Genomic DNA, 22,193 nt, shown 5'->3' with positions numbered 1-22,193 from the left:
CGACGATAGGTGTGACACCCCCCATGAAGCGAACCATCGCCACCCTGGCCCTCGCCGCCCTGGCGGCGGGCGCCCTCGCCCCACCCGCCGCCGCCACCCCCGCCCCCGGCTCGCCGGGCCTGGGCGACCCGCTCTTCCCCGATCTCGGCAACGGCGGCTACGACGTCCGCCACTACGACGTCTCCTTCGACTTCACCCCGGTCACCTACGACTTCACCGCCACGGTGACGATCAGCGCCACCGCCGTCCAGGACCTGTCGTCCTTCAACCTGGACACCGACGGCCACGTCATCGACTCCGTCACCGTCGACGGCCGGCCCGCGACGTGGGCGCTCGCCCAGGGCCGGACGGGTCAGGAACTGACCGTCACCCCCGCCGAGCCCGTGAAGGAGCATCGCCCCTTCACGGCGACGCTGACCCTGCACGGCAACGGCAAGGCCTCGCGCTCCGGCCTCACCGGGTGGCGGTTCGGCCCCGACGGCGGGTTCGCCGCCGCCGCGCAGGCCAGCAGGGCCGACACCTTCTTCCCCGTCAACGACCACCCCTCCGACAAGGCCACCTGGACCTTCCGCGTCAAGGTCCCCGACGGCTACGTCGCCACCGCCAACGGCGAACTCGCCGCGAAGGAGGGCGAGGTCTGGCGGTTCGAGGAGCGCGAGCCGATGCCGCCCGAGCTGCTCGGGCTCGCCGTGGTCAAGGGCGCCTACCTGTACGGCACCGGCCCCCACGGCCTGCCCCTGCGCCACGTCGTCCCGCAGGGGCAGGAGGGCACCTACGCCCCGATCGCCGCCGAGACGGCCGGGCAGATCGAGTGGGCCGAGGCCAGGTTCGGCCGCTTCCCCTTCTCGACCTACGGCGTGCACATCTACCCCGGCTACACCGACGCGCTGGAGAACCAGACCCTGTCCTTGTTCGGCACCGGCTGGTTCACCAGGCCGACGTACTCCAACACCATGGTCCACGAACTGGTGCACCAGTGGTTCGGCGACTCGGTCACGCCCGCCACCTGGCAGGACGCCTGGCTGAACGAGGGCCCGGCGGTCTTCTACGCCGCCGTGTGGGCCGAGGAGCAGGGCGGGCAGCCGCTCGCCGACAAGATGCGGACGGTGTACGGCAAGCTCGACGAGGTCCGCGCCAAGGACGGCCCGCCCGGCAGGCCCAAGGGCCTCGGCGGCTACAACATCTACGACGGCGGCGCGCTGGTCCTCTACGCGCTCCGTCAGGAGATCGGCGAGCGCGACTTCGACCGTGTCATGCGCCGCTGGGTCCAGCGCAACAAGGACGGCAACGCCTCCACCGAGGACTTCATCACGCACGCCGTGAAGACGGCCCACCGCCCGGGCCTGGACGCGTTCCTGCGCGCCTGGCTCTTCGGCGAGAAGAACCCCCCGCTGGAGATCCCATGAGACGCCTGCTCGCCCTGACCGTCCTGCTCACCCTCCCCCTGACCGGCACCGCCGAGGCCGCCTCCCTGACCGGGGCCGCCCCTTCCACCGGCACCGCCGACACCGGGGCCGCCCCGTTCACCGGCACCGCCGAGGCCGAGGCCGCCTCCCCGACCGGGGCCGCCCCCTTCACTGGCACCGCCGACGCCGAGGCCGGTCCTCTGAGCGGCACCGCCGAGGCCGCGTCGCCGGCCGGCCCGGTCGACGCCGCGCCCGGCCCCAAGGTCTACTACGCCGCCCCAGACGCCACGAGCGAGGCGTGCAACAGCGTCAACCCGTGCTCGCTCGAGCAGGCCAGGGACAAGGTCCGCGCGGCCGTCGCCGGGGGCATGGAGCGCGACATCGAGGTGCGCCTGAGCGGCGGCCGCTACCGGATGGCCGAGCCGCTCGTGCTCGACGCCCGCGACTCGGGGCCCGGCGGGCACACGGTCACCTGGACCGCCGCGCCCGGCGCCAGGCCCGTGCTGTCGGGCGGCGTGCCGATCACCGGCTGGCGGCGGGAAGGCCGGTTCTGGGTGGCGCGGGCGCCCGAGGGCGTCATCCCCCGCCAGCTCTTCGTGGGCGGGGTGAGGGCGGTCCGCGCCCGCGGCGAAGCCTGCCCCGCCAGCGTGTGCGACGCCACCAGGACCGGGATGACCGGGGCGGTGAAGAGCGGTGTCGCGGCGTGGCAGGCGCCGGCCAACGCCGAGGCGGTGATCAGGATCCGCTGGCGCAACTACCACTGCAGGATCGACAGGGTCGACGGCGACCTGCTCACCTTCGCGCAGCCGTGCTGGACCAACTCCGCAGGCGGCACCGGCCGCACCGGGCCGGCGTGGGACAGCACGACCGTCGACTCCAGCCGCTACACCAAGGTGTCCTTCTTCGAGAACGCCGTCGAGCTGCTCGACCAGCCCGGCGAGTTCGTCTACGACCGCGGCAGCCGTACCGTCACCTACCTGCCCAGGCAGGGCGAGGACCTGAGCGACGTGATCACCCCGGCGCGCGAGACGCTGCTGCGGATCGAGGGCGCGAGCGGGGTGACGGTCTCGGGGCTGGCCTTCGAGCACGCCGCCTACACCCAGCCGGACACCGACGAGGGCTACGCCGGCACGCAGGCGGGCCTGACGCTGACCGGGGCCACGGGACCCGTCGACCACGCCGGCCGCCACTACACCAAGCCCGCCGCCGCGGTCGTGGTGCGCGGCGGGCGCCGGGTGACGGTGGCCGACAGCGCCTTCGCCAGGCTCGGCGGCGCGGGGATCATCCTCGAGAAGGGCACCAAGGACTCGGCCGTCACCGGCTCGACCTTCACCGACCTGTCCTCCGGCGCGGTCTACGTCGGCGACACCGAGCCCAATCCGCCCGCCGAGCTGCGCGGCGAGCGCAACACGGTCGCCCGTAACACGATCACCCACGTCGGCGTGGAGTACACCGACGCGGTGGGCGTCTGGGCCGGCTACGAGAGCGAGCTGGCCGTCGACCACAACACCCTGGAGCAGCTGCCCTACTCCGGCATCTCGGTCGGCTGGGGATGGAACCAGCCCGAGGCGCAGCGCCCCGACATGCGCGACAACAGGATCACCGGCAACCGGATCGTCGACGCCATGATGGTCGGCTTCGACATGCACGACGGCGGCGCGATCTACACCCAGGGCCCGCAGCCCGGCACGGTGATCTCCGGCAACTACGTCAACCGCTCCGCCTACGGCAACACCGAGCGCGACGGCAACGGCGTCTACCTCGACGAGCAGAGCTCCCACATCCGCGTCGAGGGCAACGTGCTGACCCGCATGGGCTACAAGTGGGTCTCCAACTGGGCCGGATACGGCATCGAGAACGTCGCCACGGGCAACTGGACCGACACCACGGCGCCCGCGCTGTCCGGTCGTGGCTCCCAGATGGCCGGCAACCACACCGCGCTGGAGCGGCTGCCGGAGGCCGCCGTCGAGGTGGCCGCGGCGGCCGGCGCGACCTCCGGCGGCACCGTCGAGCAGCTCGCCCCCGACCTGGCCCGCGGCGGGCCCGCCGCCCAGTCCTCCACCGACGGTACGGCGGTCGCCGCCAACGCGGTCGACGGTTCGACCACGACCGACACCAGAACGCTCGGCGAGCCGGGCGCCTGGTGGCAGGTCGATCTCGGCTCCGTCCAGCGGATCGGCTCGGTCGAGCTCTGGAACGACGCCTCGATGACCACCGGCGACGTCGAGGTGGTCGTCGCCACCGCGGCCGACATGTCGGACGCGAAGCGGGTGAGCCTGCCGGGCAAGGTGCTCCGCCCCTCGCTGGTGGAGATCGCGGCCGATGCCCGCTACGTCCGCGTCCAGCGCGCGGGCACTGGCAGGATCGGGCTCTCCGGAGTTTCGGTCCACCCGTAATCAACGCACCCGGAAGGGGTACGGCGCGGCCGTACCCCTTCCCCGCTTGGAGAGCAGATGAGCTGGTTCACCGAGGCGCGGTTCGGCCTCTTCGTCCACTGGGGCATCTACGCCGCCGCCGCCCGCCACGAGTGGGTGAAGTCCTACGAGAAGCTGGACGACGCGCACTACCGGCGCTACTTCGACCACTTCGACCCCGACCTGTACGACCCCGAGGTCTGGGCGGAGGAGGCGTGGAACGCGGGCATGCGCTACCTGGTCGTCACGACCAAGCACCACGACGGGTTCTGCCTGTGGGACTCCGCGCTCACCGACTACAAGGCCACGGCCACGCCGTACGGCAGGGACCTGCTGCGGCCGATGCTCGACGCCTTCCGGGCCAGGGGGATGCGCGTCGGGCTCTACCACTCGCTGATCGACTGGCACCATCCCGAGTTCCCCGTCGACCTGTATCACCCGCAGCGTGACCTCGGCGAAGACTCCAACCGCGATATCCGGAAATATGCCGACTATCTGCACGGGCAGGTCCGCGAGCTGCTCACCGGCTACGGGCGGATCGACACCATGTGGTTTGACTTCAGCTACCCGGGACGCGGCATGGGCGCCAAGGGCAGGGACGAGTGGCGCTCGGCCGAGCTGGAGGCGATGGTCCGCGAGCTCCAGCCGGACATCATGATCAACAACCGGCTCGACCTGGGCAGCGGCGACTTCATGACCCCCGAGCAGGTCATGCCGCCCGGCGGGGTGCCCGGCCACGTGCCGTGGGAGGCGTGCCAGACGCTCAACGGCAGCTGGGGCTACGACCGCGACAACCTCGACTGGAAGTCGCCCGAGCTGCTGCTGAGCATGCTCGTCGACACCGTCTCCAAGGGCGGCAACATGCTGCTGAACGTGGGCCCGAACGCGCGCGGCGAGTTCGAGCCGCGCGCGGTCGAGCGGCTGCGCGCGATCGGCAGGTGGACCAGGCTGCACGGCAGGGCCGTCCACGGCGCGGGCGCCGCGGCCTTCACCCCGCCGCAGGACTGCCGCTACACCCAGCGCGGCGACCGGCTCTACCTGCACCTGCTGAACTGGCCGATGAAGTACGTGCACCTGGACGGCCTGGCCGGCAGGGTGAAGTACGCGCAGTTCCTGCACGACGCCTCCGAGGTGCGCGTGCTCCGCGTCGATCCGCACGAGCCCGGCCACGCCTACCTGCGCGGCGTGCCCGAGGACACCCTCACCCTGCAGCTGCCCGTGACCAGGCCCGACGTGACCGTCCCCGTGATCGAGCTCTTCCTCTGACCGGGCGAGCCCGCGGGTTTCGGGCCGAGCCGGGCCGGCGGGAGGATGCCGAGCAGCCGGTGCCGGCGGTCAGCGGCCGGTGAAGGTCGGGCGCTGCTTGGCCAGGAAGGCGCGGGTCGCGCCCTGGTGGTCCTCCGTGGCGGCGAGCTGGTCCTGCAGGTCGGCCTCCAGCGCCAGCGACTCGCCCAGCGTGTGCGTGGCCGCGAACGCCAGGGCGCGCTTGGTGGCCGCGAACGCCTTCGTCGGGCCGGCGGCCAGCCGTACCGCGAGCTCGTGGGCGGTCTTCAGCAACTCGTCGTCGGGCACCACGCGCGCGACCAGGCCGAGCTCGAGCGCGCGGGCGGCGTCCAGCGGCTCGCCGAGCAGCAGCAGCTCGGCCGCGCGCCCCTGGCCGACCAGCCGCTGCAGCGTCCACGAGGCGCCCGAGTCGGGAGCCAGCCCGATGCCGGTGAACGCCATCGCGAACTTGGCCCGCTCCGATGCCACGCGCAGGTCGCAGGCGTAGGCGAGGGAGGCGCCCGCGCCCGCGGCCACGCCGTTCACCGCGGCGACCACCGGCTTGGCCATGCCGGTGATCACCTCGACCAGCGGGTTGTAGTGCTCGCGGACGGTGTCGGCCAGGCCCCTGCCGGCCGCCAGGTTGTCCGCGTGCTCGCGCAGGTCCTGCCCGGCGCAGAAGGCCCTGCCCGCCCCGGTGATCAGTACGGCCCGCACGGCGCCGGACGCGGCCGCCTCGCGCAGCGCTTCGAGCAGGGCGGCCTTGAGCTCGGCGGTCAGCGAGTTCATCGCGTCGGGACGGTCGAGCGTGACGGTGGCGACGGCGTCGGCGACCTCGTAACGGATCACAACAGCTCCTTGTCGACGAAAGCGGCGGCCGCAGGCAGCAACCTGGCGGCCTCCTGTTCGAAGTACGCCCGCGCCTTCTCGCCCTGCCAGCCGGGCGGCAGCAGCTCGGCGGGCAGCCCGGGGTCGCGGAACAGGAAGTTGCGCCAGCCGTGCACCAGTCTGCTCCTGGTGGCGAAGACGCGGGAGTTCGGCGCGCCGCCCGGCAGCCCCGCGATCAGCTCCTGCGCCTCGGACAGCCACTCCTCGTAGGCCCTTCCGATGGCTGCCAGGTCCCACGCGCTCGCGACCAGCGCGCGCGGGTCGCCGTCGAGGACGGCGTCGAACATGTCGGCGCGGACGCCCTCGTTGGCCAGCAGCGGATCGAGCTCGGGGGAGCGGCGAGGGCCGACCCAGGTCGTCTCCGACAGCGGCGCGTAGCCGAGGAAGGCCAGGTCGGCGCGGAAGCGTTCGCGCTTGGCCCGGTCCCTGACCGGCTCCAGCACGACCAGGTGCCAGTGCCCCTGCCAGCTGATCGTTCCGGGTCGGTAAATTCTCAGCGCCGCCTCGTCCAAGCGCCTGACGCACTTGGCGGTGACCTCGTAGCCGGGCCCCTGCGGCAGCCTGACCCGGTCGAGCCAGCCCTGCCGCACCATGCGCGAAACCGCCGTCCTGACGGCAGGAGCCGCGATTTCCAGCGGCGCGAGCAGCCTGACCAGGGCGGCGACCGACGCCTTCCCACCACGGGAACGCAGGTGGTCCCCGTACAGATCGAACAGCGCCGCGCGTGCGTTCACGAGCACCAGTTTGGACGGCTTCGCGACCCTGGACAACGGATGCTGGGAGGAGATCGTTACCCATTTGGCACTCCGATGCGGGAGAATAGGACATCACAGAAGACGTGAATGCGTCGGCCACCCACCGGGGCGGTCGTTGATCGCAACCGCGGAGTCCATGGCAGGAAGGGATACACGCATGGCGGCGATGAAGCCGCGGACCGGCGATGGTCCGCTGGAGGTCACCAAGGAAGGGCGCGGCATTGTCATGCGGGTCCCGCTCGAAGGTGGCGGCCGGCTCGTCGTGGAGATTTCGGCCGACGAGGCGAAGGCGCTCGGCGAAGCGCTGAAGAACGTGGTCGGCTGACGCCGGCTCAACCACCTGATCGAACGGCCCTGGCGTACCCTCCGCCGGGGCCGATCACGTTTGGAGACTATCCCGTGCCCATCCAGACGACGGTGTCCGTGCTCCCCGAAGCGCCCGCCGACGCCGCACTGCTCGCCCTCCCCTACGACGCGGAGCTGAACCCCAAGGTCGAGCTGCCCGTGCCGGTGGCCGCGCTGCTGGCGCACTACGAGGCCAAGGGTGAGGCGGGCGAGATCGTCGAGGTCCCGGTCACGCGCGGCGACGCGGTGGGAAGGGTCCTTCTGTACGGCGTCGGCGACGGCTCGCCGCGTGCCCTGCGCAAGGCGGCCGCCGGCCTGACGCGCAGGGCCAGGGGCAAGCAGGAGCTGACCGTCGTGCTCCCGCCCTGCGACGCCGCCGTCTTCGCCGAGGCCGCCCTGCTGGCGGCCTACACCTTCAAGATCGGCGGCCAGGGCACCCCGCCCATCGCCGCCCTCACCCTGGCCGGCGCCGACGGGCCGGCCGTACGGCGCGGCGAGGCCGTGGCGCAGGCCGTCGCGCTGGCCCGCGACCTGACCAACACCCCCTCCTCGACCAAGAACCCCGCCTGGCTGGCCGAGCAGGCCGCCGCCACCGGCCTGGAGGCCAAGGTCTGGGAAGAGGACGCGCTGCGCGCCGACGGTTTCGGCGGCATCCTGGCCGTCGGCCAGGGCTCGGTCCACCCGCCCCGGCTGATCCAGCTCTCCTACACCCCCGAGGGCGCCGAGCGACACGTCGTGCTGGTCGGCAAGGGCATCACGTTCGACTCGGGCGGCCTGTCGCTCAAGCCGACCGACAACATGAAGACCCAGAAGACCGACATGGCCGGCGGCGCGGTGGTCATCGCGGTCATGGGCGCACTGGCCGCCATGGGCTCGCGGGTGCGGGTCACCGGCCTGATCGCCGCGGCCGAGAACATGCCGTCCGGCAGCGCCCAGCGGCCCGGCGACGTCATCACGCACTACGGCGGCACGACCGTCGAGGTGACCAACACCGACGCCGAGGGGCGCCTGGTGCTCGCCGACGCGCTCGCCTACGCCGACGCCGTGCTCGACCCCGACGCGATGGTCGACATCGCCACCCTCACCGGGGCGATCAGCGTCGCCCTCGGGCGGAACATCGGCGCCGTCTACTCCTCCGCCGACGAGCTGGCCGACGAGCTGGTCGAGGCGGGCGCCAGGAGCGACGACCGGTTGTGGCGGATGCCGCTGATCGAGGACTACCGCCCGGCCCTCGACTCGCCCATCGCGGACATGCAGAACGCCGACGTGGGCGGGCGCTACGGCGCCGGCTCGATCACCGCCGCGCTGTTCCTGCGGGAGTTCACCGGCAAGCGTCCGTGGGCGCATCTGGACATCGCGGGCGTGGGTCGCAGCACGGTCGACGAGGGCACGCTGACGAAGGGCGCCACGGGCTTCGGCGTCCGCGTCCTGCTCGACTGGCTCACCCGCTCCTGAGCCGCCGCGCGCCGATCCGGTGGGCGGTGACGTCCACCGGATCGATGTCCGGGACCGGCGGTGGCCGGCCGGTCAGGCGGAGACCTTGACGGCGGCCAGCAGGCCGTCGCCGAGCGGGATCATCACCGACCGCAGCCGGTCGTCGCCCTGCACGAGCTTGCCCAGCTCGCGTACCGCGACCGTGTCGGGGTCGCGCTGGGAGGGGTCGGCGACCCTGTTGTGCCACAGCGCGTTGTCGAAGGCCACGATCCCGCCCACCCGCAGCAGCCGCACCGCCTCGGCCAGATAGTCGGCGTACTCCTGCTTGGCCGCGTCGGCGAACACCATGTCATAGCCGCCGTCCGACAGCCTGGGCAGCACGTCGAGCGCGCGCCCGGCGATCAATCTGATCCGGCCGCCGGAGAATCCGGCGTCGGCGAAACTCTGCCGGGCCAGGCGCTGGTGCTCGGGCTCGACGTCCACGCTCGTGAGGGTGCCGTCGGCGCGCATGCCGCGCAGCAGCCACAGCCCCGACACCCCGCACCCGGTGCCGATCTCCACCACGGCGCGCGCGTTGAGCACGGTGGCCAGGAAGCACAGCGCGGCACCGCCTCCGGGAAGGATGGGCGGCGCACCCATCTCATGGCCGCGCTGCCGCGCCGCGTGCAGAATCTCGTCTTCCTGATGGAACTGCTCCGCATAGGCCAGAGTGGCCTCTACCGGGCTGGTCATCGGCCTCTCCTCCCCACTTCCGTGCAATTGGTCACCGATCGCAGCCTAGGGGAGACACGCCAGGACGGGAACTCTGGTCGCGCCCAACGCGTTGCAGGTTTAAACGGGCTTTGCCGGTCCTGAAGGCAGGCAGTGCGCACGAAGGGACGAAACCAGGCACTATGACGGTAGCGGTGGTCCCAGAGAGAGGAGTGCTGGTGGACGGAAGCGACCACCAGGCCGGTCCTCACGTGTCAGATGTGTCTGAGTGGACTCCTCCCACCTGGGAGGAAGTGGTGCGGACGCACTCCGCGCGCGTGTATCGGCTTGCGTACAGGTTGACCGGCAACGTGCACGACGCGGAAGACCTCACCCAAGAGGTCTTCGTCCGGGTCTTCAGGTCGCTGTCGAGCTACACACCCGGCACTTTCGAGGGCTGGTTGCACAGGATCACCACGAACCTGTTCCTCGACATGGCGCGCAGGAGGCAGCGGATCCGCTTCGAGGGGCTGGGCGACGACGCGGCCGAGCGGCTGCAGGGTCGCGAGCCCTCACCCGCCCAGGCGTGGGACGACGCCCACATGGAGCCGGACATCCAGGCGGCGCTCGACTCCCTGGCCCCGGAGTTCAGGGCGGCGGTCGTGCTGTGTGACATCGAAGGCCTGTCGTACGAGGAGATCGCGGCCACGCTCGGCGTGAAGCTTGGCACGGTCAGAAGCAGGATTCACCGTGGCCGGGCACAGCTGCGGGAGGCTCTGGAGCACAGGGCGCCCCGTGGTTCTGAACTCCCCCCGACCGTGACCCGTGGGGAGGAAGTCTGATATGTCGCACCTTGGAGAGCGCGTATCCGCGCTGGTGGACGGCGAGCTGCGCCACGCCGAGCGTGAACGCGCCCTTGCTCACCTGGCCTTCTGCGCCGACTGCAGGAGGGAGGTCGAGTCGATGCGGGCGCTGAAGTCGCGCCTGCGGTCGCTCGAAGGCCCTCCGATGCCGGCCGACCTCACGATGTCTCTGCTGCGAATGGGTGAGCCTGGCGACCCGGTGCCGCCCAGGGAGCGGCCCTTTCCCACCTTCGGCGGTGTTCCGCTTCCCGGCCCGCGCAGCATCGCTCCGCCCGACAACCGGCCTCGCGGCGCCTCGGGCGCTTCGTCGCGGCCCGGACGGTCCCGCAGGCGTCCGGCCTACGTGGCCGTAGGCGTCGTCTCCGCGGCGGTCGCGCTCGGCACCCTGTTCGTGGTCGCGGGCCAGGACCAGGGCCCGTCCGTCTCCCCTCCGGTCGAGGTGTTCAAGCAGGTCCACAAGACCACGGCCCCCTACGGCAACCCGCCCTCCGCCACCCCGTGAGACGGCTGCCCGCCGTCCTCACCCTGGCGCTGCCGATGGCAGTCGGCCTGCCGGGCGCGGTCCACGCCGTGCCCGACGGGTCCGAGAACGAGGACACGGGTCTGCCGCTGCTCAGACGGTCGGCGATGGCCGCGAGGGGCCAGCCGTACGAGGGGACGCTGGTCAGCACGTCCGGCGCGGTGCTCGCCGTACGCAACAGCCCCGGGACCGGGATGACGGTCGACCGGCGCGCCGCCGACCCTGGGACACCCGCGGGCGGCCTGCTGGCCCCCTCCGACGGGATGCTGCGCGCGCTCGCCGCCAACTACCGGGTGGTCGAGGCGCCGGCCGGGAGCGCGTGCGGCAGGACGGCCCGCGTGATCCAGGCGCTCCGGCACGACGGGCGCCCGGCCGCGCGGTACTGGGTCGACGCGGCCAGCGGTGTCCCGCTGCGGCGCGAGGTGCTCGACGGCCACGGCAGGGTGGCGATGGCCGAGGCGTTCGTCGACGTGACGATCGCCGCGCCGCTTCCCATGGCGCAGTCCGCCCCGCTCGCCCGGACGGCGCTCGGCTCCGGGACGCTCCCCGCCCTGAGGGCGCGGGGCTGGAGCCTGCCCAGCGTCCTGCCCGGCGGTTTCGAGCTCGCCCATGCCGCCGAGAACGACGGCTACCTGAAGCTGGGATACTCGGATGGGGTGTCCGTTGTCTCGGTGTTCGTGCAGCGGGGCACCCTGGACGAGGAGCGGCTGGCGGGCTGGCGTAGCCGGTCTCGCGACGGGAATACGATCTGGATCCGGGACGCTGCAGGACGGGAGATGATCTGGGCGAGTGGAGGCCATGTCTACACCGTCGTCGCCGACGCTCCCGCGGACGTGGTCGAGGCCGCCGTCCGGGGGCTGCCGCACGAGGCGGAGCCTGGCTTCTGGCAGCGGTTCGCCCGGGGCGCCCACCGTGTGCTTTCCTGGGTCAACCCGTTCGCTTGACGCTCGCGTAACAACTCTCGTACACCGTAAGCGGGAAGATGACGGTGTCCGAACAAGGAGTGGTGAGACTAGATGACCGACGAGACGCGCCCCATGGACGGACGCACGCCGTCGGACCTCGCCGAGCCCCAGGGACGGCCCGACTTCCTGCCCGCCCAGGAGGGATGGGACAGCGCGAGGACGGAGCAGCTCGGCTGGGAGCACGCCGAGCAGCCCGCCCAGCCGTACGGCACGGGCTGGGGCGATCCGTCGGGACGACCGGCCGCCAACGACACGGCCGTGTTCGGCGCCCCCGATCACGGTCCTTCGCTGCCGCCCCCGCCCACGCAGGCGGTCGGCATGGGTCACGGCTGGGGGCCGCCGCCCACGCCCGCCGACGGCGGGGCCGCGGCCGCGCGCCGGGGGCCGGGCATCGGAGTGCTGGTCGCGCTGGCCGTGGTGATCGCGCTGCTCGCCTCGATCATGGGCAGCGTCGGCACCTACCTGCTCACCAGGCAGGGCAGCTCGGGCACCGACCCGTCCTACTCGCTCGGGCCCGCGCCGTCCGGCGACACCAGCAGGGCGGCCGACTCGATCGCGGGAGTGGCCTCGCGGGTGCTGCCCAGCGTGGTCTCCCTCGAGGTCGAGGGCAACAGCGACGCGGGAACCGGCTCCGGCTTCCTGATCAAGGGCGGTTACGTGGTCACCAACAACCACGTCGTCGCGGTGGCCGCCCAGGGCGGCGCCATCAAGATCGTATTCAACAACCGCAAGAGCACCAGCGGGCGCATCGTCGGCCGTGACCCCGGCTCCGACCTGGCCGTGGTCAAGCCCGAGGAGACCTTCGGCACGCCGGAGATCACGCTCGGCAACTCCGACCAGGTCGTCGTCGGCGACCCCGTCATCGCCATCGGCTCGCCGCTCGGCCTCACCGGCACCGTCACCACCGGCATCGTGAGCTCGCTCAACCGGCCCGTCGTGGCCGGCGAGGACAACGACCCCGACCCCGCCTACATCAGCGCCATCCAGACCGACGCCGCCATCAACCCCGGCAACTCGGGCGGGCCGCTGGTGAACGCCAAGGGTGAGGTCGTCGGCGTCAACTCCGCGATCGCCACGCTCAGCCGGGCGGTCTCCAGCCAGAGCGGCAGCATCGGCCTCGGCTTCGCGATCCCGATCAACCAGGCCAGGCGCGTCGCCCAGGAGATCATCACCACCGGCTCGGCCAAGCGGGTCAAGATCGGCATCGTGGTCGACTCGGGCTACCGCGGTGAGGGCGTGCGCATCGCCTCCCAGCCCACCCAGGGCCGCCAGCCGGTCGAGGCCGACGGTCCCGCGGGCAAGGCGGGCCTGAAGGCCGGCGACGTCATCCTCGAGATCGACGGCCTGCGCATCCAGGACAGCACCGAGCTCATCTCGCTGATCCGCGGCAAGGCCCCGAACTCGAAGATCTCCATCAAGTACAAGCGCGGCGGCGAGGAGCGGATGGCCACCCTCGTCGTCACCGCCGAGCCGGAGCCCACGCCGCGGCCCTCCTGACGGTGACCTCGCCCGGGCTCGGGTGCTCCATCGCCCGGGCGAGCCCTTAGTCTGGAACTGGCCCGGATCGTCCCCTGGCCCCGGTTGCACAGTGTAGGAGCTTGCGGTGTTCGGACTCGGTTGGATGGAGGTCGGAGCGCTCGTCGTGATCGCGCTCCTGGTCTTCGGTCCTGACAAGCTGCCGCAGGCGGCCGCGCAGGCCGGCAAGACGCTGCGCAACCTGCGGCGCATGGCCACCAGCGCGCGCGACGACCTGAGATCCGGCCTCGGCCCGGAGTTCGCGGACTTCGACCCCGCCGACCTCAACCCGAAGAACTTCGTCCGCAAGCATCTGCTGGACGACGTCGAGGACGCGTGGAAGGACCGGCCCGCCGCGATCGAGCCCGTGTCCGTCACCGTCGAGCCCGTCTCCGAGCTCGGGTACGGCGAGCTGCCCCCCTACGACTCCGAGGCCACCTGAGACTCCGGGCCACCTGAGACTGCGGGGCCACCTGAGGCTCCAGGGCCGCTTCGGGGCCACCTTGAGACTTCGGGGCCACGTGCGGCGGCCGTCACGTCTCGGTGGTCACCGTCGCCGCCGAGTGCCGTGAAGGACGGGCGGCGAGCGGTGACCACGGTGGGCTGTCGTGGGCGTGCCGTACGGGCGGCGGTCAGCGACCCGAGGGTGACAGGCCCAGCTGCAGGCCCTTGATGCTGGAGGAGCGCTTCGACAGCTGCGCGGCGATGCGGCGCAGCTCGGCCGCCGCGGGAGCGTCGGGGTCGGTCAGCACCAGCGGCTTGCCCTCGTCGCCGCCCTCGCGCAGCCGCGTGTCGAGCGGCACCTGACCGAGCAGCGGCACCCTCGCGCCCAGCGTGCGCGTCAGCGCGTCGGCGACGATCTGTCCGCCGCCCTCACCGAAGACGTTGATCTTCTCGTCGCAGTGGGGGCAGGGCAGCCACGCCATGTTCTCGATGACGCCGGCGATCTGCTGGTGCGTCTGCGCGGCGATGCTGCCGGCGCGCTCGGCCACCTCGGCCGCGGCCATCTGCGGCGTCGTGACGACCAGGATCTCCGCGCCGGGCAGGCGCTGCGCGACCGAGATCGCGATGTCGCCGGTGCCCGGCGGCAGGTCGAGCAGCAGGACGTCGAGGTCGCCCCAGTAGACGTCGGCCAGGAACTGGTGCAGCGCGCGGTCGAGCATCGGCCCGCGCCAGACCACCGGCGAGTTGCCCTCGGGCTTGAACATCCCGACCGAGATGACCTTGATGTCATGCGCCACCGGCGGCATGATCATGTCCTCGACCTTGGTGGGCCGCTCCGACGCGCCGAGCATGCGCGGGATGCTGTGGCCGTAGATGTCGGCGTCGACGATGCCCACCTTGAGGCCCTGGGCGGTCATCGCGGCCGCCAGGTTGACGGTCACCGACGACTTGCCGACGCCGCCCTTGCCGCTGGCCACCGCGAACACGCGGGTCAGCGAGCCCGGCTGGTTGAACGGGATCTCCTTCTCGGGAGCCCGGTTGCCGCGCAGCTTGGTCTGCAGGTCCTTGCGCTGCTGCTGGCTCATCACGTCGAGGTCGACGCGCACGGCGGAGACGCCGTCGAGCCGGGAGACGGCGGCGGTGACGTCGCGGGTGATCGTGTCTTTCAACGGACACCCCGCCACCGTCAGGTAGATGCCCACGACGACCTCGCCCGTGGGGGAGATGTCGATGCTCTTGACCATGTCGAGGTCGGTGATCGGCCGGCGGATCTCGGGGTCGTTGACCGTGGCGAGCGCGGCTGTCACCTGTTCCGGGGAAGGTGCCATGAGTCCATGGTATGAACCCAGACAGGGTATGCCGAACGAAGGGGCCGATCTGGGTCCCCGATCGTCGCCGCTCTTCTCAGTAGGATGCCGCCATGGTGGGGATCTCGCCGCAGGAGTCGGCCGTCTGGCGCATGATGCAGCGGGCCCAGGTGCGCATCACCCGCCGCCTGGAGACCGAGCTGCTCGCCGCCCACGACCTGCCGCTGGCCTCCTACGACGTGCTGCTCCAGCTCTCCGAGGCGGCGGGACGGCGGCTGCGGATGAACGACCTGGCCGACCGGGTCCTGCTGTCGCGCAGCGGCCTGACCCGCCTGATCGACCGGCTGCAGCGCGAGGGGCTGGTCCAGCGCGAGGCGTGCACCGACGACGCGCGCGGCCTGTTCGCGGTGCTGACCGAGGCCGGTGCCGTACGGCTGGCCGAGGCCACGCCCACCTACCTGGGCGGCATCCGCGCCGAGTTCCTCGACGTGCTGGAGCCCGAGGAGCTCGCCCAGTGCACGGCCATGCTCACGAAGATCCTGGTCGCTCCTCGCTGAGGCGCTGCAGCTCCGAGCGGAGGAAGTCGCGGGTGACGACCTCGCCCATGGCCATGCGCAGTCCCGCGATCTCGCGGGTCAGGTACTCCAGGTCCGCCTGGGTGCGCTCGTCGGCCATCCGGTCCTGCTCGTACTGCACGCGGTCGCGGTCGTCCTGGCGGTTCTGCGCCAGCAGGATCAGCGGCGCCGCGTAGGAGGCCTGGAGCGAGAGCATCAGCGTCAGGAAGATGAACGGGTAGGAGTCGAACACCAGCTCGTCAGGGGCCAGGACGTTCCAGCCCACCCACAGCACCACGAAGACCGTCATGTAGACGAGGAACCGGGCGGTGCCGATGAAGCGGGCGATCTCCTCCGACAGCCTGCCGAACGCCTCGGGATCGTAGTGGGGGCGGAAGCGGCGTCTGAACTCCCGCGGTTGGTCGAGCCGGTCAATCGCCATCGCGCCAGTCCTCGGTGTAGCGCCAGTCCTCTGGCAGCAGGTGGTCAAGAACGTCGTCGACGGTGACCGCGCCCACGAGCTGGCCGAGCTCGTCGACGACCGGCGCCGCCACGAGGTTGTAGGTGGCCAGGTAGGAGGTGACCTCGGGCAGCGGCAGGTCGGGCCTGATCGGGTCGAGCGAGGCGTCGATGACCGCGCCGAGCAGCGTGGACGGCGGGTCGCGCAGCAGCCGCTGGAAGTGGGTGACACCCAGGTAGGTGCCGGTGGGCGTCTCGTTCGGCGCGCGCGTGACGAAGACCTGCGCGGCCACCGCGGGGGACAGGTCCTTCTGCCTGATCTGCGCCAGCGCCTCGGCGATGGTGGCGCTGGGCGGCAGGATCACCGGATCGGTGGTCATCATGCCGCCCGCCGTGTTCTCGCCGTAGGACAGCAGCCTGCGCACCGGCGCCGCGTCTTGCGGTTCCATCAGTGCCAGCAGCCGCGCGGACTGCCCCTCCGGCAGGTCCTGCAGCAGGTCGGCGGCGTCGTCAGGGTCCATCTCCTCCAGGACGTCGGCGGCCCGTTCGGGCGCGAGGGTGCCCAGGATGCCCATCTGGTCGCGCAGCGGCAGCTCCTCCAGGACGTCGGCGAGACGCTCGTCGTCGAGCGCGGCGGCGACCTCGATGCGCCGCTTGCCGGGCAGTGAGTGCAGGGCGTTGGCGAGGTCGGCGGCCCGCATGGACTCGAAGGCGGCGATGAGGCGCGCCGCGCCCTGGTCGTGCTGGAGGGTGTCGAAGCCGGACACGTCTCGCCAGTCGACGACCCTGGCGTCGCGCCGCTTCCGCCCGACGACCGCCACCTTGGTGATCTCCCAGATGGCCGGCCGTACCTCCTCCATGGCGAGGTCGTGGACGGTCATCGGCTCGCCGTCCACCTCGACCCGCAGGTCGAGCATCTCGCCGAGGACGAGGGTCTCGGTGGGGCGCTGCTCGAACCTGCGCATGTTCAGCCGGCCCGTGAAGATCACCGCGCCGGCCTCGATGCCGCGGACCCGGGTGATGGGCAGGAACACCCGGCGGCGGGGCTGGATCTCCACCACCATGCCGTGGACGCGTGGCGGCTGCCCGGGGCGCACCCCCGCGACGACGTCCCTGATGCGGCCGATCTGGTCGCCGGCCGGATCGAAGACCGCGGTGCCCGACAGCCGGGCAACGAAGATCCTCACGTCACTCAGGGTATCCGGGCCCGAGGCATTGCCTCCGCCGCGACCGGCATGTAAGTATCAAAACCTACTATTGGTGGTGACAGATGAAGCATGCAGGACTGGCGATCGCGTTCGTCTCCTCATGGTGTTTTGCCTTCTCAGGGCCGATGGCCAAGTTCCTGGGCGCCGCGGGACTGGCGCCCCTGGAGGCCGTGTGGGCCCGCATGGCGGGCGCGGGGCTGTTGTTGCTGGCCGTACTCGCGGTGGTCAAACCGCGGGCGCTGCGCATCCCGCGCTCCAGGCTGCCGTTCTTCGGCGCCTACGCGGTCATGGCGGTGGCGGGCGTGCAGTCGCTGTACTTCGTGGCCATCACGAGGCTGCCGGTGGGGATCGCGTTGCTGCTGGAGTTCATGGCGCCGGTGATGGTGGTGCTGTGGGTGCGGTTCGTCCGCAAAGTACGGCTGCCGCGGGCCGCGTTCGTCGGCGCGGTGGTCGCGGTCGCCGGGCTGGCCATCGTGGTCGAGGCGTGGCAGGGCATGCGGATCGACGCCGTCGGTCTGCTGCTCGGCCTCGCGGCGGGCGCCTGCTGCGCCGGCTACTTCCTGATGAGCGACAGCTTCGGGGACGACGTCGACCCGCTCGGGCTGATCGCCTGGGGCATGATCGGGGCGGCCGTCGTGCTGCTGCCGTTCTCGCGGCCCTGGAACATCCCGTGGGAGGTGTTCACGACCGAGGCCACCCTCGGCGGGCACACGCTGCCCGTGCTCGGCGCCTACCTGTGGATGGTCGTCGTGGCGACCGTCGTCGCCTACATCCTCGGCGTCAACGCGGTGCGCCGGCTGTCGGCCGCCGTGGGCGCGACCGTCGCCTCGCTGGAGGTGATCGGCGGCGCCGTGGTGGCGTGGGCGCTGGTGGGAGAGTCGCTCGGCGGCTACCAGATCGTCGGCGGCCTCATCGTGATCAGCGGCGCGCTGCTGGCGCAGACCGCGACCGCCCAGCCCGCCGTCGAGCCGGTGCGCGAGCTCAGCCACGTCTGAGCTTCCCTGACGCTCGGCCGGCCCTGCCAGGGCCTCCCTCGGCTCCTGAGGGCTGTGGACGGGGCGTCCGGCCGCTCCCGGGGTGTGGACGGGGCTTACGGCGGGCTGGGTGGTCGGCCGCTGCCGGCGGCTGTGGACGGGTCGTCCCACGGGCGCCCGGCCGCTCCCGGGGCGGCCGCGCTCCGTCAGCTCCCGGGACGGCCGGGGGCGGGTCCCCGCCCGCGGGAGCGCGGGCGGGGACAGGGCTCAGCCGCCCTTGAGCTCGGTCAGCTCGGGCTCGGGGCTGGGGGACTCCTCAGCCGTCGTGGGCGTCGGATTCTGCGGCTCGGGCGTCGACTCCTCCGTCGGCTCCGGCTCCTGCTCGCCCGAATCGCCGGGGTCGGTGGTGGGGCTCTGCGACGGGTCGACGGCCTGCTCGCCTTCCGGGCCGGCCGACACGACGATCGTCACGGTGCTGCCCTTGGCCAGGCGGCGGCCCGAGGCGGGCGATGTCGAGATCACGATGTCCATCGCCGCCTCCTCGTCGGGCACGCTCTTCAGCCTGACCGCCAGGCCGAGGTCCTCCAGCTCCGCGACGGCGTCGTCGATGTGCCAGCCCTCCAGCGCGGGAAGGGTCACGGTCGCCCTCGCCTTGGCCTTGGTGGTCTGCTTGACGGGCGGATCCTCGACCTGGCCGGTGATCGGGCCGGGGTCGACGTACTGCTGCCGCACGGATGAGCCGCCGCCATTCCCCGAGCTCGACATGAGGTTCGGCATGATCACCACCGCGGACAGCCCGGCGAGGACGGCCCCGGTGGCCATCAGGAGGGCGGGGCGCAGCCGCCGCCGCTTCCGGGTGAGCGTCGGACGCGCGGCGTTCAGCTCGGGCAGGAGAGCGGTCGGGACCGGCTCGACCGGCGCGGTGTCCTCCCGGCGGCGCGTCCTCCCCCGCTTGCCGGGCATCGCGGGCATGGCGCGGCGGGCAGGCGGGATGCCGGGGTCGGTGGCGGCGTCGCCCACCGCCTGGAGGGCCGCCGTCGCTTCGTCGGGGGTGTTCCTGCGGCTCCCGGTTCTCTTCCGCCGGGCCGTCCCCGCCGCCTTCCTCGGCGCCGAGCCCTCCTCGGCCCCCTGCCCCGCGCGTCCAGGTGACGCCGAGCCGCCGGGCGGCGTTCCGTGCCCAGCGCCGCCAGACGGGGTTCCGTGCCCGGGACCGCCGGGTGGGGTTCCGTGCCCGGCTGCCGGCGCGGGGCCATGGGGTGGCGTTCCGTGTCCGGGGCCGGATGGGGTCGCGTGCCCTGAGCCGGCCTCACCGTTGGGTGGGGCTGGCTGGCCGGGGCGCGCTGGGGTGTCCGCCGGAGCCGCCCGGCCGGGGGAGGGCGGCTGCCCGGGCGGGGTGGCAGGTCCGGACGCCGCGTCCACGGCGGGTGCCGCGTGCCCGGGTACGGCTGAGCCGCCGGGTGCCGCGTGCCCGGGTGGTGCGGTCTCGCCGCGGGGCGGGGCCTCCTCGGAGTGCGGCGCTTCCCCGGGCGGCGTGGATCGCCTCGGGGGCTCGGCCTTCCTCGGCGGTCGCCCGGCCGGGTCCGAGGACGCGGCCTCGTTCGAGGACGCCTCATTCGGGTGCGCGGACCCACCCGAGGGCGCGGCCTCGTGCGGGTGCGCGGCCTGATGCGGGTGCCCGGCCGCATGCTGTGCGTGCTCGTGCTGCGCGGCTTCATACTGCGCGGCCTCGTGTGAGTGCGCGGCGTCGGCCGGGAGTACGGGCTCGCCGAGCCGGGCCGTCCCGCTCGGACCTGCCGTCCCGCTCGGGTGTGCTGCCCCGCTTGGCTGTGCCGTCCCGCTCGCGGGTTCCGGTGCGCTCCGCTCGGCGGCTCTGCCGGGGTGTGCCGGCTCCATCTCGGTCGCGGTCTCGACCAACGTCCGCGGGAGCACCCCCTCAGGATGCGTCGCCGGCCCCGCGGACGGCGGGAACGGCGCCTGCGCGGCCGGTGCGGGCCGTACGTCGGGCTGGTGGCGCACGAGGCGCAGCAGCGCCTCCTGAGCGGTCGGGCGCGCCGACGGATCCTTCGCCAGGCAGCCCCTGACCAGCGAGCCGAGCGGCTCGTCCAGCTCGGGCAGTTCGGGCTCCTTGGTGAGGATCCGGTGGAAGATCGCCGGCACGGTGTCGCCGCCGAACGCCAGGCGCCCCGTCGCCGCGAACACCATCGTCACCGCCCACGCGAACAGGTCCGAGGCGGGGCCGACGGCCTCGCCCGAGATCTGCTCGGGCGACATGTAGGCGGGGGTGCCGATCAGGCCGCTCGCGCTGGCCGTCGTCGCGTCCAGCGCCTTGGCGATGCCGAAGTCGATGACCCTGGCGCCGTCGAGACCGAGCAGCACGTTGCTCGGCTTGAAGTCGCGGTGCACGACGTCGGCCCGGTGGATGGCGGCCAGGGCCGCCATCGTGCCCACCGCCAGCCGTTCGAGGGCTCCCGCGGGTCGCGGGCCGTTCTCCCTGACCAGCTGGTCGAGGGAGACGCCTTCCACGTACTCGCTGACGATGAACGGCCGGTCGCCCTCGGTGGAGGCGTCGAGCACCCTCGCGGTGGAGAACTCCGCGACCTTCCTGGCCGCGGCCACCTCCCGCAGGAAACGGTCGCGGGCGGTGACGTCGCCCGAGAACCGGGCATGCAGCATCTTGACGGCCACGCGCTCGCCCGAGGACGACCTGCCCAGATAGACGACCCCCTGGCCGCCTTCGCCCAACCGGCCGAGCAGCTCGTAGTCGCCCACACGAGCGGCCTCATGGGCCAGGAGGGGCTGTAGTTCCTGCACTTATAGCACCTTATGGGGTAAGTCGAAGAACGGTGGCGGTATCCGCCCATCGGTCGGCCAGCCCGGCCGCGTCGGGCGCGTTGAGCCGCTCCTTCGCCAGCGCGGCCACGGCGTCGGCCGCCTGTGTCTGATCCACCACCTCGACTCGCGCGTCGAACACCACCAGCTCCGCCCCGTTGTCCTTGCTCCTCAGCGTTACTCGCACGCTGTCCTTTTGATCCAGTCCGGGCAGATTTTGTTCCCCGCTGCCAGTAACTAGATAGATCGCCCCATCGTGCCAGACATGCCATGCCAGGCGTGGCCGATCCAGGTGCACCCACAACACTCCGGACTTCTTCGCGCCCTCCTCGATCGCTCCCATGCCCGTCTCCCCTCCTGGTCAGGCCGTCCCTGTCTCCGGTCGGCGCAGCTCGTCCCCGGCCCGCCCGCTCGTCCCCCGGTCGCCCGCGCTCCTGCCCGTACGGCAAGCCGCCCCGGCGCCACCGTGGTCACGTGGCCGGCGCCCGTCACACCACGCCACTCCAGCAGGACGTGGCGGGCGTCCGCAACGTCGCCCGTGCAACGGGACTAGGGTGCTGGGCGTGCTGCACGCCGCCTATACCCGCTATCTGCGCTCCCAGGTGCTGAAGGGTCCGCTCCCCGCCCATGTCGCGCTGGTGATGGACGGCAACAGAAGGTGGGCCGAGGAGATGGGCCTCGAGAGCCCGAGCCACGGGCACCGCCACGGCGTCGAGCACATCGAGACCGTGCTCGGCTGGTGCGCCGACCTCGGCATCAGGCATGTCACGATCTACGTCGCCTCCGCGGACAACGTCCGCAAGCGCGAGTCCCGCCAGGTCGCCTTCTACATGCGGCTGATCGAGGAGATCATCGGCGGACGGCTGATCCACTCGGCCACGCGCTGGCGGCTCCACGTGGCGGGACGGCTCGACGAACTGCCCGACTCCACCGCCCACGCGCTCAAGCTCGCCATGGACCACACCCGTGACAGGGCGGGATTCGACCTGACCGTCGCCATCGGCTACGACGGACGCCAGGAGGTGGTCGACGCGCTGCGGTCCCTGCTGACCGACCGGGCCGCCGCGGGCGTGCCCATCGCCGAGCTCGCCCGCACGATCACCGCCGACGACATCGCCGCCCACCTCTACACCGCGGGCCGCCCCGACCCCGACCTCATCGTCAGGACGAGCGGGGAGCAGCGGCTGTCGGGGTTCCTGATCTGGCAGGCGGCCGCGGCACGGCTCCACTTCTGCGAGGCGTACTGGCCCGGGTTCCGCCATGTCGACTTCCTCCGGGCGCTCCGCTCATACGCCGCCCGCCACCGCTGACCCGGTCGCACCCACGCTCCGTTTCCTCCGGGCGCTCCGCTCATACGCCG

The 22,193-nt window shown here is 72.3% G+C and carries 21 protein-coding genes; 13 read left to right on the top strand and 8 right to left on the bottom strand.

The window, feature by feature from the left end; genetic code table 11:
* The first annotated feature begins 23 nt into the window (after window positions 1-23).
* Genes ACWDLG_RS09295 through ACWDLG_RS09285 form a run of 3 tightly spaced genes read left to right on the top strand, consistent with a single transcriptional unit; the run spans window position 24 to window position 5,086 of the window.
* Entirely contained in the window at window positions 24-1,406 is a 1,383-nt protein-coding gene (locus tag ACWDLG_RS09295; protein WP_449917764.1) for a M1 family metallopeptidase, read from the top strand.
* On the top strand, window positions 1,403-3,802 hold the full coding sequence (locus ACWDLG_RS09290) for a right-handed parallel beta-helix repeat-containing protein (RefSeq protein ID WP_449917761.1): 2,400 nt from the start codon (window positions 1,403-1,405) through the stop codon (window positions 3,800-3,802). Before ACWDLG_RS09295 ends, ACWDLG_RS09290 begins: the two co-directional genes overlap by 4 nt.
* A gap of 57 nt (window positions 3,803-3,859) precedes the next feature.
* On the top strand, window positions 3,860-5,086 hold the full coding sequence (locus tag ACWDLG_RS09285; protein WP_449917758.1) for an alpha-L-fucosidase: 1,227 nt from the start codon (window positions 3,860-3,862) through the stop codon (window positions 5,084-5,086).
* A 69-nt stretch (window positions 5,087-5,155) separates the two neighbouring features.
* Here the strand turns inward: ACWDLG_RS09285 and ACWDLG_RS09280 are convergent, their stop codons facing one another.
* Window positions 5,156-5,932, bottom strand: a complete 777-nt coding sequence (locus tag ACWDLG_RS09280; RefSeq protein WP_449917755.1) for an enoyl-CoA hydratase-related protein — start codon at window positions 5,930-5,932, stop codon at window positions 5,156-5,158.
* Window positions 5,929-6,705, bottom strand: coding sequence for a PaaX family transcriptional regulator (locus ACWDLG_RS09275; protein WP_449917753.1), 777 nt, complete (start codon window positions 6,703-6,705; stop codon window positions 5,929-5,931). The genes ACWDLG_RS09280 and ACWDLG_RS09275 overlap by 4 nt, the downstream gene beginning before the upstream one ends.
* 178 nt (window positions 6,706-6,883) lie before the next feature.
* On the opposite strand from ACWDLG_RS09275, the gene ACWDLG_RS09270 reads away from it, so the two are divergent.
* Both ACWDLG_RS09270 and ACWDLG_RS09265 read left to right on the top strand, forming a co-directional pair.
* On the top strand, window positions 6,884-7,051 hold the full coding sequence (locus ACWDLG_RS09270) for a DUF3117 domain-containing protein (RefSeq protein WP_020545024.1): 168 nt from the start codon (window positions 6,884-6,886) through the stop codon (window positions 7,049-7,051).
* A 74-nt stretch (window positions 7,052-7,125) separates the two neighbouring features.
* Window positions 7,126-8,526, top strand: coding sequence for a leucyl aminopeptidase family protein (locus tag ACWDLG_RS09265; protein WP_449917751.1), 1,401 nt, complete (start codon window positions 7,126-7,128; stop codon window positions 8,524-8,526).
* A gap of 72 nt (window positions 8,527-8,598) precedes the next feature.
* Here ACWDLG_RS09265 and ACWDLG_RS09260 read toward each other — a convergent pair whose 3' ends face one another.
* Window positions 8,599-9,237 (bottom strand): O-methyltransferase, encoded by a 639-nt coding sequence (locus ACWDLG_RS09260; RefSeq protein ID WP_449917748.1) that lies wholly within the window; start codon window positions 9,235-9,237, stop codon window positions 8,599-8,601.
* Between the two features lie 161 nt (window positions 9,238-9,398).
* On the opposite strand from ACWDLG_RS09260, the gene sigE reads away from it, so the two are divergent.
* From sigE to ACWDLG_RS09235, 5 genes are all read left to right on the top strand, one after another.
* The gene (gene sigE / locus ACWDLG_RS09255; protein ID WP_354905982.1) at window positions 9,399-10,037 is read left to right on the top strand and encodes an RNA polymerase sigma factor SigE; all 639 of its coding nucleotides are present in this window, start codon (window positions 9,399-9,401) and stop codon (window positions 10,035-10,037) included.
* A 1-nt stretch (window position 10,038) separates the two neighbouring features.
* Complete coding sequence (locus ACWDLG_RS09250; protein WP_354905855.1) at window positions 10,039-10,560, top strand: anti-sigma factor family protein; 522 nt, start codon at window positions 10,039-10,041, stop codon at window positions 10,558-10,560.
* Window positions 10,557-11,522, top strand: a complete 966-nt coding sequence (locus ACWDLG_RS09245) for a sigma-E factor regulatory protein RseB domain-containing protein (protein ID WP_449917745.1) — start codon at window positions 10,557-10,559, stop codon at window positions 11,520-11,522. The genes ACWDLG_RS09250 and ACWDLG_RS09245 overlap by 4 nt, the downstream gene beginning before the upstream one ends.
* A 72-nt stretch (window positions 11,523-11,594) precedes the next feature.
* Window positions 11,595-13,040 (top strand): S1C family serine protease, encoded by a 1,446-nt coding sequence (locus tag ACWDLG_RS09240; protein WP_354905857.1) that lies wholly within the window; start codon window positions 11,595-11,597, stop codon window positions 13,038-13,040.
* Window positions 13,041-13,146: 106 nt separating this feature from the next.
* On the top strand, window positions 13,147-13,500 hold the full coding sequence (locus tag ACWDLG_RS09235; RefSeq protein WP_354905858.1) for a sec-independent translocase: 354 nt from the start codon (window positions 13,147-13,149) through the stop codon (window positions 13,498-13,500).
* Window positions 13,501-13,690: 190 nt separating this feature from the next.
* Here ACWDLG_RS09235 and ACWDLG_RS09230 read toward each other — a convergent pair whose 3' ends face one another.
* Window positions 13,691-14,830 (bottom strand): Mrp/NBP35 family ATP-binding protein, encoded by a 1,140-nt coding sequence (locus tag ACWDLG_RS09230; protein ID WP_354905859.1) that lies wholly within the window; start codon window positions 14,828-14,830, stop codon window positions 13,691-13,693.
* 92 nt (window positions 14,831-14,922) lie between these two features.
* Here ACWDLG_RS09230 and ACWDLG_RS09225 point away from each other — a divergent pair, with 92 nt between their 5' ends.
* The gene (locus ACWDLG_RS09225) at window positions 14,923-15,366 is read left to right on the top strand and encodes a MarR family winged helix-turn-helix transcriptional regulator (RefSeq protein WP_449917740.1); all 444 of its coding nucleotides are present in this window, start codon (window positions 14,923-14,925) and stop codon (window positions 15,364-15,366) included.
* Here ACWDLG_RS09225 and ACWDLG_RS09220 read toward each other — a convergent pair.
* Both ACWDLG_RS09220 and ACWDLG_RS09215 read right to left on the bottom strand, forming a co-directional pair.
* Window positions 15,338-15,805, bottom strand: coding sequence for a DUF1003 domain-containing protein (locus tag ACWDLG_RS09220; protein ID WP_354905863.1), 468 nt, complete (start codon window positions 15,803-15,805; stop codon window positions 15,338-15,340). The genes ACWDLG_RS09225 and ACWDLG_RS09220 overlap by 29 nt on opposite strands.
* Window positions 15,795-17,009 carry a magnesium transporter MgtE N-terminal domain-containing protein gene (locus tag ACWDLG_RS09215; RefSeq protein WP_354905865.1) on the bottom strand — a complete coding sequence of 405 codons (1,215 nt, stop codon included), beginning with the start codon at window positions 17,007-17,009 and terminating at the stop codon, window positions 15,795-15,797. The genes ACWDLG_RS09220 and ACWDLG_RS09215 overlap by 11 nt, the downstream gene beginning before the upstream one ends.
* 83 nt (window positions 17,010-17,092) lie before the next feature.
* Here ACWDLG_RS09215 and ACWDLG_RS09210 point away from each other — a divergent pair, with 83 nt between their 5' ends.
* Window positions 17,093-18,025: an EamA family transporter gene (locus tag ACWDLG_RS09210; protein WP_449917737.1), complete on the top strand. Its 933-nt coding sequence runs from the start codon at window positions 17,093-17,095 to the stop codon at window positions 18,023-18,025.
* Between the two features lie 246 nt (window positions 18,026-18,271).
* Here the strand turns inward: ACWDLG_RS09210 and ACWDLG_RS09205 are convergent, their stop codons facing one another.
* A complete protein-coding gene (locus ACWDLG_RS09205) occupies window positions 18,272-20,815 on the bottom strand; it encodes a protein kinase domain-containing protein (RefSeq protein ID WP_449917734.1) in 2,544 nt (847 codons plus the stop codon).
* A gap of 10 nt (window positions 20,816-20,825) precedes the next feature.
* A complete protein-coding gene (locus ACWDLG_RS09200; protein ID WP_354905869.1) occupies window positions 20,826-21,176 on the bottom strand; it encodes a hypothetical protein in 351 nt (116 codons plus the stop codon).
* A gap of 220 nt (window positions 21,177-21,396) precedes the next feature.
* Between ACWDLG_RS09200 and uppS the strand changes: the two genes are divergently transcribed.
* A complete protein-coding gene (gene uppS, locus ACWDLG_RS09195; RefSeq protein WP_449917732.1) occupies window positions 21,397-22,143 on the top strand; it encodes a polyprenyl diphosphate synthase in 747 nt (248 codons plus the stop codon).
* Window positions 22,144-22,193 lie beyond the last annotated feature (50 nt).

It is taken from the genome of Nonomuraea sp. NPDC003727 (assembly GCF_053586935.1).
The sequence above is the reverse complement of the archived record's forward strand: the minus strand, read 5'-3'. Positions and strand labels throughout refer to the sequence as shown.

What these genes read in the sequence shown, in the direction of transcription:
- ACWDLG_RS09295 (WP_449917764.1), top strand. Translation starts at nt 24, where the DNA reads ATGAAGCGAACCATCGCCACCCTGGCCCTCGCCGCCCTGGCGGCGGGC.
- ACWDLG_RS09290 (WP_449917761.1), top strand. Translation starts at nt 1,403, where the DNA reads ATGAGACGCCTGCTCGCCCTGACCGTCCTGCTCACCCTCCCCCTGACC.
- ACWDLG_RS09285 (WP_449917758.1), top strand. Translation starts at nt 3,860, where the DNA reads ATGAGCTGGTTCACCGAGGCGCGGTTCGGCCTCTTCGTCCACTGGGGC.
- ACWDLG_RS09270 (WP_020545024.1), top strand. Translation starts at nt 6,884, where the DNA reads ATGGCGGCGATGAAGCCGCGGACCGGCGATGGTCCGCTGGAGGTCACC.
- ACWDLG_RS09260 (WP_449917748.1), bottom strand. Translation starts at nt 9,237, where the DNA reads ATGACCAGCCCGGTAGAGGCCACTCTGGCCTATGCGGAGCAGTTCCAT.
- sigE (WP_354905982.1), top strand. Translation starts at nt 9,399, where the DNA reads ATGACGGTAGCGGTGGTCCCAGAGAGAGGAGTGCTGGTGGACGGAAGC.
- ACWDLG_RS09250 (WP_354905855.1), top strand. Translation starts at nt 10,039, where the DNA reads ATGTCGCACCTTGGAGAGCGCGTATCCGCGCTGGTGGACGGCGAGCTG.
- ACWDLG_RS09240 (WP_354905857.1), top strand. Translation starts at nt 11,595, where the DNA reads ATGACCGACGAGACGCGCCCCATGGACGGACGCACGCCGTCGGACCTC.
- ACWDLG_RS09230 (WP_354905859.1), bottom strand. Translation starts at nt 14,830, where the DNA reads ATGGCACCTTCCCCGGAACAGGTGACAGCCGCGCTCGCCACGGTCAAC.
- ACWDLG_RS09225 (WP_449917740.1), top strand. Translation starts at nt 14,923, where the DNA reads ATGGTGGGGATCTCGCCGCAGGAGTCGGCCGTCTGGCGCATGATGCAG.
- ACWDLG_RS09220 (WP_354905863.1), bottom strand. Translation starts at nt 15,805, where the DNA reads ATGGCGATTGACCGGCTCGACCAACCGCGGGAGTTCAGACGCCGCTTC.
- ACWDLG_RS09210 (WP_449917737.1), top strand. Translation starts at nt 17,093, where the DNA reads ATGAAGCATGCAGGACTGGCGATCGCGTTCGTCTCCTCATGGTGTTTT.
- ACWDLG_RS09200 (WP_354905869.1), bottom strand. Translation starts at nt 21,176, where the DNA reads ATGGGAGCGATCGAGGAGGGCGCGAAGAAGTCCGGAGTGTTGTGGGTG.